Genomic DNA, 14,602 nt, shown 5'->3' on the forward strand with positions numbered 1-14,602 from the left:
GCCGCCGGAGAATTGCTTTCCTCCCGTCGCCCCACCCGTTAACCTTGGTTAACTTCCAGGTGGGGACCGGATGCTCAAGGGGCGCAAGTATCATCATTTCGCGCGGGCCAGGCGGCCGGTCGCGCCGCGTCGGCACGAGATCCTGGCCTATCCGGACGGCGCCCAGTTCGTGTTCGACACGGGCAAGGCGGTCGAGGTCGAGGGCGGCTATTGCGCCCTGCCCGACGGCGACTTGCTGGACGCCTATTCCAACGCCGTGGTCCGGGCGGTCGAGCATGTCGGCCCCAGCGTCGTGCGCATCCATCCGATGCTTGACGACCCGCGCATGCAAGGCGTCGGCTCGGGCTTCGCGATCGCCGAGGGCGGACTGATCCTGACCAACAGCCACGTGGTCCAGGGCGCCAACCGCTTCATCGTCATCACCGCCGAGGGCCGCAGCCTGACCGCGCGCTGCGTCGGCGACGACCCTGACACGGACCTGGCGCTCATCAAGGTCGATCAGGCCGTCGAGATCCCCGTTGCGCGGCTGGGCGACTCCAAGAAGCTGCGGCGCGGCCAGCTGGTCATCGCCATCGGCGCGCCGCTGGGCTTTGAGGCCACGGTGACCACCGGCGTCGTCTCGGCCCTGGGCCGCTCCCTGCGCGCCGAGCGCGGCCGCCTGATCGAGGACCTGATCCAGACCGACGCCGCGCTCAATCCGGGCAACAGCGGCGGGCCGCTGGTCAGCTCGACCGGCGAGGTCGTCGGCATCGCCACGGCGATCATCGCTGGCTACCAGGGCCTGTGCTTTGCAGTCGCGGCCAACACCGCCAAGTTCGTGATCGGCGAGCTTCTGGCCCACGGCCACGTGCGGCGCGGCTCGATCGGCCTTGTCGCGCAACAAGCCCCGATCCCGCCGGCCCTGGCGCGGGCCACGGGCGTGAACCAGCCCTATGCGGTCTATGTGGCCCATGTCGACGCCGGCGGCCCGGCGGCCAAGGCCGGGATCAAGGAAGGCGACCTGCTGATCGCCGCCGGTGAGATGCTGCTGACGGGTCTCGACGACCTCTTGCGGGCGCTGGACAACCACAGCATCGGCAAGCCGACGGTGTTCACCCTGATCCGCCACGCGCGGCTGATGCAGGTGACCGTGACGCCGAGGCTGAGGAAGCCCGGGGCGTAAAATCCTCCCCCCAGCGGGGGAGGTGTCGGCTCGGAGAGACGACGGAGGGGGAAGAGGCAGGCGCTCAAGCCCTTCCCCCTCCGGTCGCTTCGCGACCACCTCCCCCGCTGGGGGGAGGATCTTTGATGCACTGGCCTTGCCGTCCCGCCTCTGCTATCCCCACCCCATGAGTTCCGTTCGGAAGATGTCGCGAATTATCCGCCCGGCGTGACGCCGCCGGACGATCCTCCAGCGCGCGCCGGGTTCTCCCGCCTTCTTCCGAAATTTCCAGAGCCGGATTCCATTCCCATGGCCGACGACGCCACGACCGCCCGCGACTATCGCGAAACCGTCTTCCTTCCCGACACTCCGTTCCCGATGCGCGCGGGCCTGCCCAAGAAGGAGCCGGAAATCCTGGAGGGCTGGGCCGCCCTCTCCGACAAGGGCCTGTACGGCGCGGTGCGCGCCAAGCGCCAGGCCGCCGGCGCCCCGCTGTTCGTGTTCCACGACGGCCCGCCCTACGCCAATGGCGCGATCCACATCGGCCACGCGCTGAACAAGATCCTCAAGGACTTCGTGGTCCGCAGCCGCTTTGCGCTCGGCTATGACGTCGACTACGTGCCGGGCTGGGACTGCCACGGCCTGCCGATCGAGTGGAAGATCGAGGAGCAGTTCCGCGCCAAGGGCCGCCGCAAGGACGAGGTCCCGGCCGAGGAGTTCCGCCGCGAATGCCGCGCCTATGCCGGCGGCTGGATCGAGGCCCAGAAGACCGAGTTCCAGCGCCTGGGCGTGCTGGGTGACTGGTGGAACCGCTACGCCACCATGGACTTCACCTCGGAAGCCAAGATCGTCGAGGAGTTTCATAAGTTCCTGTCGACCGGCCAGCTCTATCGCGGCTCCAAGCCGGTGATGTGGAGCCCGGTCGAGCGCACGGCCCTGGCGGACGCGGAGATCGAGTACCACGACCACGTCTCGCCGACGATCTGGGTGAAGTTCCCGGTGGTTCAGGGCTCTGACGCGGCCGTCGGCGCCAAGCTGGTGATCTGGACCACCACCCCGTGGACCATCCCGGCCAACCGCGCGGTCTCGTACAATCCCGACATCCCCTACTCGGTGTTTGAAGTCACCGCGCTAGAGGAAGGCCTGGAGTTCGAGCCCTGGGCCAAGCCGGGCGATCGCCTGATCATCGCCGACAAGCTGGCCGCCGACGTCTTCAAGGCCGCCAAGGTGGCGTCGTGGAAGAGCGTCGAAGCCGTCGACTGCGAAGGCATGGTGCTGGCCCACCCGCTGGCCGACCTCGACAGCCACTATGGCTACGCCGTGCCGATGCTGGCCGGCGACCACGTGACCGACGACGCCGGTACGGGCTTTGTCCACACCGCGCCGGGCCACGGCGCCGACGACTATCAGGTCTGGCTGGCCCACGGTCACCGCGAGATCCCCGACACCGTCGATCCCGACGGCGCCTATTATCCGCACGTGGCCCTGTTCGCGGGCCTGAAGGTGCTGGAGACCGAGGGCAAGAAGGTCGGCAAGTTCGGGCCCGCCAACGGCGCGGTGATGGAAAAGCTGATCGAGGCCGGCAACCTGCTGGCGCGCGGTCGCGTCGAGCACAGCTATCCGCACAGCTGGCGCTCCAAGGCCCCGGTGATCTTCCGCAACACCCCGCAGTGGTTCATCCGCATGGACCATCCGGTGGAGAGCCTGGGCGGCAAGACCCTGCGCGAGGTGGCCGTGCAGGCCATCGCCGACACCGCCTTCTATCCGGACGGCGGCCGCAACCGCATCGGTTCGATGGTCGAGACGCGTCCCGACTGGCTGATCAGCCGTCAGCGCAACTGGGGCACGCCGCTGGCGATGTTCGTCGACAAGCACACCGGCCACCCGCTGAACGACCCCGAGGTCAACGCTCGGATCCTCGCCGCCATCCGCGAGGGCGGCGCCGACGCCTGGTTCACGCGCCCCGACAGCGACTTCCTCGGCGCCCACGACCCGGCCCAGTACGAGAAGATCACCGACATCCTCGATGTCTGGTTCGACAGCGGCTGCACCCACGCCTTCACGATCGAGGGCCGCGAGGACAGCGCTTGGCCGGCCGACCTCTATCTGGAAGGCTCCGACCAGCACCGCGGCTGGTTCCAGTCCAGCTTGCTTGAAGGCTCCGGCACCCGCGGCCGCGCGCCCTACAAGGCCGTCGTCACCCATGGCTTCACCATGGATGAGAACGGCGAGAAGATGAGCAAGTCGCGCGGCAACACCGTCGAGCCGCAGTCGATCACCAAGGAGTCCGGCGCCGAGATCCTGCGCCTGTGGACGGCCATGGTCGACTACCAGGAAGACCAGCGCATCGGGAAGACGATCCTGGCCACCACGACCGACGCCTATCGCAAGCTGCGCAACACCATGCGCTACCTGCTGGGCGCCCTGGCCGGCTTCGACGAGGCAGAACGGGTCACCGACTACGACCAGTTCCCGCCGCTGGAAAAGTACATCCTGCACCGCCTGTGGGAGCTGGATGGCCAGGTCCGCGCCGCTTACGAGCGCTACGCCTTCTCGGACGTGATCCGGCCGCTGATCGAGTTCTGCCAGGGCGACCTGTCGGCGCTGTTCTTCGACGTGCGCCGCGACAGCCTCTATTGCGACCGCCCCGACGCCCTGAAGCGCCGCGCCTATCGCACGGTGCTGGACTATGTGTTCGATCGCCTGACCATCTGGCTGGCCCCGCTGGCCAGCTTCACGATGGAAGAGGCCTGGACCACCCGCTTCCCCGACGCGGGCCCGGTGGCCTACCGCGTGATCCCGGAAACCCCGGCCGCCTGGCGCAACGACGCCGAGGCCGCCCGCTGGGCCAAGGTCGAGAAGGTCACCAGCGTCGTGACCGGCGCCCTGGAAGTCGAACGCCGCGAAAAGCGCATCGGCTCGGCCTTGGAGGCTGCGCCGGTGGTGCATGTCGCCGATGAAGACCTGCTGGCCGCCTTCGAAGGCCTGGATGCGGCCGAGGTGTTCCGGACCAGCGCCGCGACCCTGGTCGCGGACGACGCCGGCGCCTTCAGCGTCGACGAGGTCAAGGGCGTGTCGGTGGACCCCAACAAGGCCGAAGGTCAGAAATGCGCCCGCTCGTGGCGCATCCTGCCGGAGGTCGGAACCGATCCGCGCTATCCGGAGCTTAGCCTTCGCGACGCCGACGCCGTGGCCTACTGGGACGCGGCGCACTAAATCTCCCTCTCCCATGGGGAGAGGGGCAGGGGTGAGGGGGTAAGCCGTCCGACGGCGTAACCCCTCACCTCCCACCGCTTCGCGGCGGGTCCCTCCTCTCCCTCTGGGAAAGGATTTCAGACAGGGGATGACGACCTTTGACCATCACCCGCCAAGGCTGGATCGCCTACGCCGTCGCCGCCGCCACGGTGGTGCTGGACCAGATCTCGAAGGTCTGGATCCTGGGTCTGCTTGGCCGCGAGCAGGGCGCGAGCCTGCCGTTCCTCGGGCCTCTGCACCTGACCATGGTCCATAACTTCGGCATGAGCTTTGGCCTGCTGCGCAACAGCGACTGGGGCCGCTGGCTGCTGATCGGGTTTTCGGTGCTGGTCGTGATCGGCCTGGCCGTCTGGGTCCGCAAGGCGGTCAAGCCGCTGCCGGCGCTGGGTGTCGGCCTGATCATCGGCGGAGCGATCGGCAACAACCTGATCGACCGGGTGCTGTACGGCTATGTCGTCGACTTCATCGACGTCTCGCGGCTCTATTTTCCCTGGGTGTTCAACGTCGCCGACTCGGGGATCTCGGTGGGGGTGGCGCTGCTGCTGCTCGACAGCTTCCTGTCGGAAGAGAAGAAACTCTCGCACCAGACCGAGTAATTTCGGCCGATTGCCGCCGCAATCGCGTGGGACATTGGCGCCCGCGCGATGATGTCGTATCGAGAGCGTCCGAATTTTTGGGCCGGGGGTCGGCCTGCTGGAGCGTGGTTAGATGAATTTCAAGCGGGTCGCGACCGTGAGCGCCCTGACCGCCGTGGCCGCCATCGGCCTGGCGGGCTGCCAATCGACCCAGAAGGCTCTGGGCATGAGCAAGGTGGTCCCCGACGAGTTCCGCGTGGTGGCCAAGGCCCCGCTGGCCGTGCCGCCTGACTACGCCCTGCGCCCGCCGGCGCCCGGCGAACCGCGTCCGCAGGAACTGCAGCCGGAAAGCGCCGCTCGCGCCGCCCTGATCGGCCAGAACGCCGCCGCCGGACGTTCGGAAGGAGAGCGTCTGCTGGTCGCCCGCGCCGGCAGCGACAAGGCGGACCCGCTGATCCGCTTCGTCGTCGACGACGAGAACGGCGACCTGGCCCACAAGGACGAGAGCTTCGCCAGCAAGGTGATGTTCTGGAAGAAGGGCGAGGCCAAGACCAACGTCGCCACGGCCGCCGAAGCCGGCGCCAACGCCCCGCTGGAAATCGACGCCGCCGCCGAGGAAGCCCGCCTGAAAAAGCTGGTCGGCTCGGGCGGCGTGGTGATAAGCCGCGAAAAGAAGACCGGCATCAAGCTGCCGGGCCTGTAAGGGTCGGACGTCTACCGAATCCAAACGGCCCGGGACCTCGCGGTTCCGGGCCGTTTTGTTTAAGCGCCCCCTCCGTCACGTCGCCTATCGGCGCCGCGCCACCCCCCCCGTTTTCACGGGTGAGGAGGAAGCCGCAACCTTCCTGCCCCGCTTGCGGGGGAGGTGGATCGGCGCGAAGCGCCGAGACGGAGGGGGCGTCTCTCCCCCCTACCCCTCCGCCGGCGTCCTCACCGCGATCCCCCGCGCGCGCAGCTGGTCCAGCACGCCGCCTTCCGCGACCAGGCTGCGGATCGGATAGAGGGCAACCGCGTGGCCGGGCGTCTTGAGCAGGTTGGCCAGGGCCTCGACCTCGGCGGCCTTCAAACGCTGGCTCATCTCGGCGACGCCGGGCAGCAGGTACTGGCAGCGATCGGCGCTGCGGGGCGCGGAGAGGGCGGCGCGGACGCGACCATCGGCCCAGGCCTGGGCGGCGACGCGGTAGCGGTCCTGACCCTGCTCGACGGTGTCCAGCGTCTCGGTCAGGCAGACAAGGCCGGCCGCGTCGTCGGACTGGCGGGCTACGGTCTTGATCAGCGGCATGGCCTTGTAGGTCTCGGCGGCGCGGGTCTTGACCCGATGCTTGCGGGCCAGCTTCTCGATCCGGCGCGTGACCTGGCCGTATTCCAGCCCGGCCTTCCGGTTGGTCTTTCCGGCGATCAGACCGCCCAGCACCAGCGGTTTCCAGTCGCGCCAGCCGTCCGGGTCCTTGGGCTCCACCGCCGTCCAGGCGCGCTGGACGCGGGCGGCCAGGGCGGGCTCGGCCGCCGCCCAGTCGCCGTCGTCCTTCATCTTGCCGCGCAGGCGCAGCAGCGCCGGAATGTCGGTCAGGCCCGCCCGCAGGGTCGCCGGGGTCAGCAGGGCGAACGCCCCCTGCAACCGCCGATCGGCCACCGAGCTGTCCCAGGTCATGCCCTTGGGCGTCGCCCCGGGCGTGCCCAGGATGTAGACGGTCGTGTCGGCGTCGGAGATCCGCCACCAGGCCGGACCCGGAAGCTTGGCGCTGACCACCAGGGCCTCGACGACCGTGGCCTCGGGGTCGTCGATCACCTGGGCCGTCGCGCCGCCGGCGATCGTCAGGCTCACGGCCAAAGCGGCCAACAGCACGCGCATCTGGATCCCCCCCTCGAATGACGGCGCGACCTTGGCCGCGCCGTGTGACCGAAGCTTGGCCTTATTCGGGCGCGGTGACGGTGAAGCCTTTTGACCGCAGGCGATCCAGCACCCCGTCTTCCGTCAGCAGCGACCGCAGCTCGATCACCGCCACGGCCTTGCCGGGCTTCTTCAGGGCCGAGGTGATGGCCCCCACGGCGTCGTCCTGGCCGTCCTTGAACTGGCGGGCGATCCAGGGCGTGGAGGCCAGGCACCGCTGATAGCCGCGCTCGGCCGCCACCACCGCCTTGACCTGGCCCTCGGCCCACTGATCAGCGGTCTCGCGCACGCCCGCCAGACCGTTCTCGACCTCCTTGAGGCCCGCATCCAGGCACAGCTCCTGCAGTGGCTGGGGCGCTTCGCCCAGCGACTTGACCATGCCGATCAGGTCGTAGTCGTCCAGCTTCTTGATGCGCGGCTGGACGGCGATGTCCTTGCTCTTGGCCAACTTCTGGATACGGTCGGTCAGGTCACCGATGGTGATCGAGACGTTGCCCCCCTTGTCGTTAGCGATGATGAAGCCGGCCAAAGCGGGCTTGAGTTCGTCGTGCTCGCTGACCGGCTTGCCGCGCTTTTTCAGGTGCGCTTCCAGCCGGGCCCGCAGCTCGGGCGGCAGGGTGTCGCGCATCGGCTTGTCCATGATGAACGGTTTGCCCTTGCCGGGGATCAGCGCCAGCAGGCTCAGCAGCCGCACCTCGGGCTCCTGGCCGATGATCAGCACATTGGCCCCGTCCAGGCGGCGGCGCAGCACCGAGTCGTCGAAGTCGAGCTTCTGCGGCGCAAAGGCCGGCACGCCCAGCACATAGACATTGGTGTCGCCGTCGCTGACCTTCCACCAGGCCGGGCCTGGCAGGCGGGCGTTGACGATCAGCTCCTCGACGAGGTTGGCCTGGCTGTCGACGGGGGTCAGGTCCACCGGTTTGGTCTGGTGGATCGACACCTCGTTCTTGCCCTGAACCTGGGCCAGGGCGGAGCTGCCGCACAGCAGGGAAAGCGAAAGGCCGGCGGCGGCGAAACGGGTCAGGGTCACGATCTTTCGGTTCCTCGAAGGCGCGCGGAATCGCACTAATGTCATCCCTCCCTGCTTGGTTGGCCGATCGGCGTTCGCCTGGTCAACTTAAGGAGTTGCAATGTCGGCGGCCCCGCCCCACCTGCGGACCCCGGCGCGCCCCTTGAAAGTCCGCTAGATGCCTATCCGCCGCCTGCCGCCCGAGACCGTCAACCGCATCGCCGCCGGTGAGGTGGTCGAGCGTCCGGCCAGCGCTATCAAGGAACTGGTCGACAACGCCATCGACGCCGGCGCGACGCGGATCGAGGTCGAGGCGCATGGCGGCGGCCTGACCCGGATTCTGGTGGCCGACGACGGCTGCGGCCTGTCACCCGAGGAACTACCGGTGGCCATCGAGCGCCACGCCACCTCCAAGCTGGCGCCCGACGCGGACGGCCTGTGGGACTTGCTGCGCATCCACACCATGGGCTTTCGGGGCGAGGCCCTGCCGTCGATCGGCTCGGTGGCGCGGCTGCAAATTTCCTCGCGCGCCAAGGGGGCCAAGGACGCCTTCTCGATCCTGGTCGAGGGCGGCCAGGTCGGCGAGGTGGCGCCGGCCGCCTTCCCCGGCCCGCACGGGGCGCGGATCGAGGTGCGGGATCTGTTCTATGCGACTCCGGCCCGTCTCAAGTTCATGAAGTCCGAGCGCGCCGAGGCCCTGGCGATCACCGAGGAGATCAAGCGCCAGGCCATGGCCAACGAGAGCGTCGGCTTCTCGCTGGACATCGACGGCCGCCGCGTGCTGCGCCTGCCGCCCGAGCATCCGGGACCGCAGGGGCGCCTCGCGCGCCTCGCCGCCGTGCTGGGCCGCGAGTTTCAGGAGAACGCCCTGGAGATTGACCAGACCCGCGACGGCGTGCGGCTGTCAGGCTTCGCCGGCCTGCCGACCTACAACCGCGGCAACGCCGCGCACCAATACCTGTTCGTCAACGGTCGGCCCGTCCGCGACCGCCTGCTGCAAGGGGCTCTGCGCGCGGCCTATGCCGATTTCCTGGCCCGCGACCGCCATCCGACGGCGGCGCTCTATGTCACGCTCGAGCCGACCGAGGTCGACGTCAACGTCCACCCGGCCAAGGCCGAGGTGCGGTTCCGTGATCCGGCCCTGGTGCGCGGCCTGATCGTCGGTGCCCTGCGCCACGCTCTCGCCGGCGCCGGGCACCGCGCCTCGACCACCGTGGCGACCCAGGCGCTGGACAGCATCCGGGCCCAACAGAGCCCGTTCCCAGGCTATCAACCGCAGTATCAGCCGGGCCCCTCCCCCGCCGGCTTCTCGGCCTGGCGCGAGGGCGGCTGGACGCCGCCGACCCAGCGCCCGATGGACTTGCCGGGGCTGAACGAGGTCTCTGCGCGGGTCGAGCCCAGCTACGGCGCAGACCTCGCCGGGGTCGTGCGCGAGGCCTACGCCTCGGCGGCTTTCGAAGATCGTCCGCATACGGACTATCTGCCAGCCAGCGCGCCGTTCGACCCGGTCGACTACCCGCTCGGCGCGGCCCGGGCCCAGGTCCACGAGACCTATATCGTCACCCAGACCCGCGACGGCATGGTCATTGTCGACCAGCACGCCGCCCACGAGCGCCTCGTCTATGAGCGGATGAAGGGCGAGATGGCGTCCGGCGGCGTGACCCGCCAGACCCTGCTGCTGCCCGAGGTCGTCGACCTGGACCCCGCCGAGGCCGAGCGCGTGGTCGCCCGCGCCGACGAGCTGGCGAGTCTCGGCCTCGTCATCGAGAGCTTCGGTCCCGGCGCGGTGCTGGTGCGCGAAACCCCCGCCCTCCTGGGCAAGACCGACGCCGCCGCCCTTATCCGCGACATCGCCGATGATCTGGCCGAGAACGGCGCGGCCCTGGCCCTGAAGGAGCGCTTGGAAGAGGTCTGCTCGACCATGGCCTGCCACGGCAGCGTTCGCGCCGGCCGCCGCCTGAACGGCGCCGAGATGAACGCCCTGCTGCGCGAGATGGAGGCCACGCCCCACTCCGGGCAGTGCAACCACGGCCGGCCGACCTATGTCGAGCTGAAGCTGGCCGACATCGAAAAGCTGTTCGGGCGCCGTTGAGCAATCAAGTCGATCGCCCCCATTAGCGGATGATCAACTCGAACGGCGTCGCCGGCAGGCCGGTGGCGCCGAACAGGTTGATGATCGGGCTGTCCGCCCAGGCGTAGCGGACCCTTGTCGCCGCCATCCCGGCGGGCGCGGCGAGGCGAACGCTGCTGCCCTCAACCACGGCGTCGACAAAGCGGCAGGCGCTGGCGTCGCAAAGTTCAAAACCGATCGGCCGATGGCCCGCATGAACCACGCCGGGCTGGTCCAGCGTCACGACGACGGCGTCCCCCTCGCGACGGGCCAACAGCGGCGCGGGTCCCGAGGCCACCACCGCCTCGCCATAGGCCAGCTTCCGCGCCAGCAGGGCCAGCCGCTGGCCGACCCGCAGCTTGTCGGCCGGGTGGATGTCATAGGGCGAGCCGACATCGACGGCCGAGGCCATGCCCACCATCGGATCGGCCGCCGCCACCTGCCGCTGAACGTCACGAAGAGCAGCCCAGGCGGAGTTCACGGGCCGGTCGACCTCCGGGCCGAAAGCGGCCAGCTGGGTCAGAAGGAACGGCTGGTTTCCGCCGCCGAACGCCGCGCGCCAGTCGGCGATCATGGCCGGCATCAGGCGGGCGTATTCGGCGGCCTCGGTGACATTGGCCTCGCCCTGGTACCAGGCGAAGCCCTTAACGCCGAACGGGACCAGCGGCGCGATCATGCCGTTGCGCAAGGTGGTGAGCCCGCTGGCGCCCAGCCACGGGGCGCTGGGCGGCAAGGCCGTTTCCGACAGCGGCGCGGCGATCTTGTAGCGCCAGGCGCTGGGCAGCGGCACGACGCTCCCATCGTCCAGCGTCAGGCCCTTCAGCGCCGCCTTGCCCCAAGGACCGCCGCCGCCGCCCATGTCGATCACCCGCAGAGCCAGCACGTTGCGCCCCGCCTTCAGCGTCCCCGGCGCGAGGCGATAGGTCCGAGGCGTGTCCCAGCCCTGGGTGGAGCCGATCTCGCGGCCGTTGAGGAAGGTGGTGTCTATATCATCCACGGGCCCCAACGCCAGGGTCGCGCCCTGCGCCGCCTGGGCCTTGGTCAGGGTCAGCTCGAGCCGCAGCCAGACGGTCCCGTCGAAGCCGGCGAGGTCGGGCGCGGCCTGTTCCCAGAAGCCCTCGGTCGGCATCGGCGCCCAGGCGCGGTCGTCGAGATCGGGCTTCTCCCAGCCCTTGGCGTCGGGGGTCTTGGCGGCCGCCCAGCGGCCCAGCGACTGGCTCCAGCGGGCGACGCCCAGCGCCGGATCGCGGGCGTAGTCGGACAGCACCGACAGGCCCTCGTCATAGGTTTTGAGCGCGGTCAGGCCCTCGCGGCTGATCCAGTCCTGGATCACCGACCCGCCCCAGGTGGCGTCGATCAGGCCGATGGGAACACCGGCGGTCCTGCGCAGTTCGCGGCCCATGAAGAAGCACGCGGCGCTGAAATTGGCGGCCGTCTGGGGCGTCGAGACCTTCCAGACCACGCCCGCCGGCAGGCTGTCCTGCGGCGCGGGCCGGCTGATCTTGCCCGTCTGCAGCAGCCGGATGTCGGGGTCGCCGGCCGAGGCCACCTCGCCGTCGCCGTTCAGCGCCTGGCGCAGCGGGTACTCCATGTTCGACTGGCCCGAGCACAGCCAGACATCACCCATGGCGAGGTTCGAGACCGTCTGCGTCTGGTCGCCGGCCTGCACCGTCAGGGTCAGGGCGCCGCCGCCCGCCGGGCGCGCGGGCAACACCGCGCTCCAGCGGCCATCAGCGTCGGCGCTGGCTGTGACGCCCTGACCCGACAGGTCCACCGCCACCGCCGCGTTCGGCGTCGCCCGCCCCCAGACGCGGATCGGCTGGTCGCGCTGCAGCACCGCATGGTCGCTGAACACCGACGCCAGCGGGCCGGCGAGCGCCGGGGTGGAAAGGCCCATGGCCGCGGCCAGGAGCAGGGCTTTCAGGGTCATGAGTCCTATTCCTTGTTCTCGTCCCCTTCACCCGACCTTCCCGGCGAATGCCGGGATTCAGATCAAAGGACTGGAAAGGAGGCTGTTCGGCGCCGTTCCGACCTTCGACCTGGGCCCCGGCATTCGCCGGGGAGGTCGGAGTTTGAGGGGTTTGAGGGCTTGCTACTGCGCCTTGGCCGGGCAAACGGCCCCGGCCGGATCGGCCGTCAGCTTCACCTCGGCGATCGACACCGTGAAGGCGCCGGCCGAGATCAGTTCGAACGGCGCGGCGACCTTGGTCACGTCCGTCCCGGCGGCCTGGAAGCACTTCAGCGGGATCTTGACGTTGGCCCACTGCCCGGTCGGCGAACCGGCCGGCGGCGTGACGTCCAGGCGTCCCGCGCCCATCGCCAGGCTCACGCGCCCGGTCGCGGCGGCGTCGAGGCGATAGGCGAAGCTCAGCGCCATGTCGGCGTTGGTCTGGAACGACAGGTCCAGCGGCTTATCGCCGACGATCGACAGCTTGCCGGTCTTATCGCCGGCGAAAGTGATCTGGCGGCCGGCTTCCTGCACGTTGCCCGCGTCGACCGGCGCGATCTGCACGCTCGACGACGGCGAGGCCTTGAACGCGAACGGCGCCGGGGTCTTGCCGCCGACGAAGTAGTTCACGACGTTGTCGGCCTGGGCCTTGACGCCGGAGACCTCGGACAGACGTCCCACCCTGCCCGGCTTGGCGTAGGACAGGCCATAGCCGTAGGCGAACAGCGGATCGTACCCCTTATCCCCCTTGTTCAGGTGAAACTGGGCTGCGGTCTTGGGCCAACTGAACGACAGCTTGCCCTGGAAGTCATGGCGCGGCTTGCCGGCCTTGTCGCCGATCAGCACGTCGGCCACGCCGCCGCCTTCCGAGCCCGGCAGCCAGGCGGCCACGAAGGCGTCCGAGGCGTTGAGCTCGGGGTTGACCCACAGCGGGCGGCCGCTGAGGAACACCGACACCACTTTCACGCCCTGGGCCTTCAGGCTCTTGAGCAGGGCTAGGTCCGCCTTGGCGCCCGGCTGATACTCAAGCGAGGTCTTGAGATCGCCGACACCTTCCGCATACGGATTTTCGCCGAAGACGACGATGGCCACATCCGGCTTCTGGTCGAACTTGCCGTCGAGGCTCAGCGTCGCGCGGCCGCCGCCGGCCTCGACCGCCGACTTCACGCCGGTCCAGATCGACTCGGCGTTGGGGAAGTCGGCGTTGGTGTTGCCCGTGCCCTGCCAAGACAGGGTCCAGCCGCCCGACTGCTTGCCGATGTCGTCGGCGCCCGAGCCCGCGACCAGGACATTGGCCGAGCTCTTCACCGGCAGCACGCCGTCGTTCTTCAGCAGAACCAGCGACTTGCGAACCGCCTCGCGGGCGATGGCGCGGTGCTCGGGCGCGCCGATCACGCCTTCACGGCCTTCATACGGACGCGCCGCCTGGAACAGGCCCATCTTGGCCTTCACCCGCAGGATGCGACGCACCGCGTCGTCGATGCGGGCCATCGGGATCACGCCCGATTTCGCCTGGGCGAGCGTATTGTCGTACAGCGTCTTCCAGCTGTCGGGGGCCATGAACATGTCGAGGCCCGCATTGATCGACTGCGGACAGTCGGTCGGCTTGCAGCCCACCACCTGGCCATGACCGTTCCAGTCGCCGACCACGAAGCCGTCGAAGCCCATCTTGCCCTTCAGCACGTCGGTCAGCAGGCTCTTATTGCCGTGCATCTTCTGGCCGTTCCAGCTGTTGAACGAGGCCATGATCGTCAGGGCGCCGGCGTTGATGGCCGGCACGTAGCCTTGGGCGTGGATACGGACCAGCTCGTCCTCGGAGACCTTGGTGTCGCCCTGGTCGACGCCGTTCTCGGTGCCGCCGTCGCCCAGGAAGTGCTTGGCGCTGGCCGCGACCAGACCCTGCTGGATAACGCCGCCCTTGCCGCCGGTGAACGGCGCGACCGCGCCCTGCAGGCCCAGGATCATCTCGCCGCCGTACTGGCGGATGATGGCCGGATCTTCGGAATAGCCCTCGTACGTGCGGCCCCAGCGATCGTCGCGCGGCGCGGCAAGGGTCGGGCCGAACGCCCAGTCGAAGCCGGCGGCCGAGGTTTCCAGCGCCGTTGCCTTGCCGATGCGGCGGATCAACTCGGGATCCCGCGCCGCGCCCAGGCCGATATTGTGCGGGAAGAGGGTCGCGCCGACGACGTTATTGTTGCCGTGCACGGCGTCGATGCCGAAAATCAGCGGCACGTGGGTTCCGCCCACGCGCTGCGCGGCCGCCTCGCGGAAGGCCTTGGCGGTGTCGACCCACGGCTTCTGCGGCGAGCGGTCGGGCGCGCCCAGGGGCGGCGAGCTGCCACCGCCCAGGATCGAGCCCAGCGGATAGGTCTTCAGGTCCTCGGGCTTGATCGCGCCGATATCGGCCTGGATCAGCTGGCCGACCTTTTCCTCGAGGGTCAGCTTGGACAGCACCGAATCCACGAACGCTTCGGTCGCCGGATCAATGAGCCCCTGGCTCTTGGCGGCGGGCCACTTGGCCGGATTTGCGGTCGATTGGACGGTGCTCTCGGCCGACGCGACGCCGGCCAGGAAGGTGGACGCCAAGAGGGCGACGCAAAGGGTCTTGGTGTTCATACTCCCCAACTCTTTTTCGTTCGACGGCCACGCGCCGCATCGACAACGTTGTCATAC

At 69.2% G+C, this 14,602-nt stretch carries 10 protein-coding genes; 6 read left to right on the plus strand and 4 right to left on the minus strand.

Going from position 1 to position 14,602, the window contains the following annotated elements:
* Positions 1–70 precede the first annotated feature (70 nt).
* The 5 genes from ACT53N_RS14115 to ACT53N_RS14135 all read left to right on the plus strand — a co-directional run bounded on the left by ACT53N_RS14115 (position 71) and on the right by ACT53N_RS14135 (position 5,674).
* Entirely contained in the window at positions 71–1,162 is a 1,092-nt protein-coding gene (locus ACT53N_RS14115) for a S1C family serine protease (RefSeq protein ID WP_476064483.1), read from the plus strand.
* A gap of 166 nt (positions 1,163–1,328) precedes the next feature.
* The gene (locus ACT53N_RS14120; protein WP_024265596.1) at positions 1,329–1,373 is read left to right on the plus strand and encodes a hypothetical protein; all 45 of its coding nucleotides are present in this window, start codon (positions 1,329–1,331) and stop codon (positions 1,371–1,373) included.
* Between the two features lie 77 nt (positions 1,374–1,450).
* Positions 1,451–4,357 (plus strand): isoleucine--tRNA ligase, encoded by a 2,907-nt coding sequence (gene ileS / locus ACT53N_RS14125; RefSeq protein WP_476064484.1) that lies wholly within the window; start codon positions 1,451–1,453, stop codon positions 4,355–4,357.
* Between the two features lie 137 nt (positions 4,358–4,494).
* Positions 4,495–4,992 carry a signal peptidase II gene (lspA, locus tag ACT53N_RS14130; RefSeq protein ID WP_476064485.1) on the plus strand — a complete coding sequence of 166 codons (498 nt, stop codon included), beginning with the start codon at positions 4,495–4,497 and terminating at the stop codon, positions 4,990–4,992.
* 112 nt (positions 4,993–5,104) lie between these two features.
* Positions 5,105–5,674 carry a DUF3035 domain-containing protein gene (locus tag ACT53N_RS14135; protein ID WP_476064486.1) on the plus strand — a complete coding sequence of 190 codons (570 nt, stop codon included), beginning with the start codon at positions 5,105–5,107 and terminating at the stop codon, positions 5,672–5,674.
* A 207-nt stretch (positions 5,675–5,881) separates the two neighbouring features.
* On the opposite strand, the gene ACT53N_RS14140 is transcribed toward ACT53N_RS14135, so the two are convergent.
* Together ACT53N_RS14140 and ACT53N_RS14145 are read right to left on the minus strand one after the other, a co-directional pair.
* Positions 5,882–6,823, minus strand: a complete 942-nt coding sequence (locus ACT53N_RS14140) for a TraB/GumN family protein (RefSeq protein ID WP_476064487.1) — start codon at positions 6,821–6,823, stop codon at positions 5,882–5,884.
* 61 nt (positions 6,824–6,884) lie between these two features.
* Positions 6,885–7,937: a TraB/GumN family protein gene (locus tag ACT53N_RS14145; RefSeq protein WP_476064488.1), complete on the minus strand. Its 1,053-nt coding sequence runs from the start codon at positions 7,935–7,937 to the stop codon at positions 6,885–6,887.
* Positions 7,938–8,049: 112 nt separating this feature from the next.
* Between ACT53N_RS14145 and mutL the strand changes: the two genes are divergently transcribed.
* The gene (gene mutL / locus ACT53N_RS14150; protein ID WP_476064489.1) at positions 8,050–9,963 is read left to right on the plus strand and encodes a DNA mismatch repair endonuclease MutL; all 1,914 of its coding nucleotides are present in this window, start codon (positions 8,050–8,052) and stop codon (positions 9,961–9,963) included.
* A 22-nt stretch (positions 9,964–9,985) separates the two neighbouring features.
* On the opposite strand, the gene ACT53N_RS14155 is transcribed toward mutL, so the two are convergent.
* The gene (locus tag ACT53N_RS14155) at positions 9,986–11,911 is read right to left on the minus strand and encodes a sialate O-acetylesterase (RefSeq protein ID WP_476064490.1); all 1,926 of its coding nucleotides are present in this window, start codon (positions 11,909–11,911) and stop codon (positions 9,986–9,988) included.
* Between the two features lie 162 nt (positions 11,912–12,073).
* On the minus strand, positions 12,074–14,554 hold the full coding sequence (locus tag ACT53N_RS14160) for a glycoside hydrolase family 3 protein (RefSeq protein ID WP_476064491.1): 2,481 nt from the start codon (positions 14,552–14,554) through the stop codon (positions 12,074–12,076).
* Between the last annotated feature and the right edge of the window lie 48 nt (positions 14,555–14,602).

The organism is Caulobacter sp. DMC95 (assembly GCF_056313785.1).

Bases quoted from the DNA above. Each gene is read 5' to 3' on its own strand.
- ACT53N_RS14145 (WP_476064488.1), bottom strand. From the start codon at position 7,937: ATGACATTAGTGCGATTCCGCGCGCCTTCGAGGAACCGAAAGATCGTG.
- ACT53N_RS14115 (WP_476064483.1), top strand. From the start codon at position 71: ATGCTCAAGGGGCGCAAGTATCATCATTTCGCGCGGGCCAGGCGGCCG.
- ACT53N_RS14140 (WP_476064487.1), bottom strand. From the start codon at position 6,823: ATGCGCGTGCTGTTGGCCGCTTTGGCCGTGAGCCTGACGATCGCCGGC.
- ACT53N_RS14135 (WP_476064486.1), top strand. From the start codon at position 5,105: ATGAATTTCAAGCGGGTCGCGACCGTGAGCGCCCTGACCGCCGTGGCC.
- ACT53N_RS14155 (WP_476064490.1), bottom strand. From the start codon at position 11,911: ATGACCCTGAAAGCCCTGCTCCTGGCCGCGGCCATGGGCCTTTCCACC.
- ileS (WP_476064484.1), top strand. From the start codon at position 1,451: ATGGCCGACGACGCCACGACCGCCCGCGACTATCGCGAAACCGTCTTC.
- mutL (WP_476064489.1), top strand. From the start codon at position 8,050: ATGCCTATCCGCCGCCTGCCGCCCGAGACCGTCAACCGCATCGCCGCC.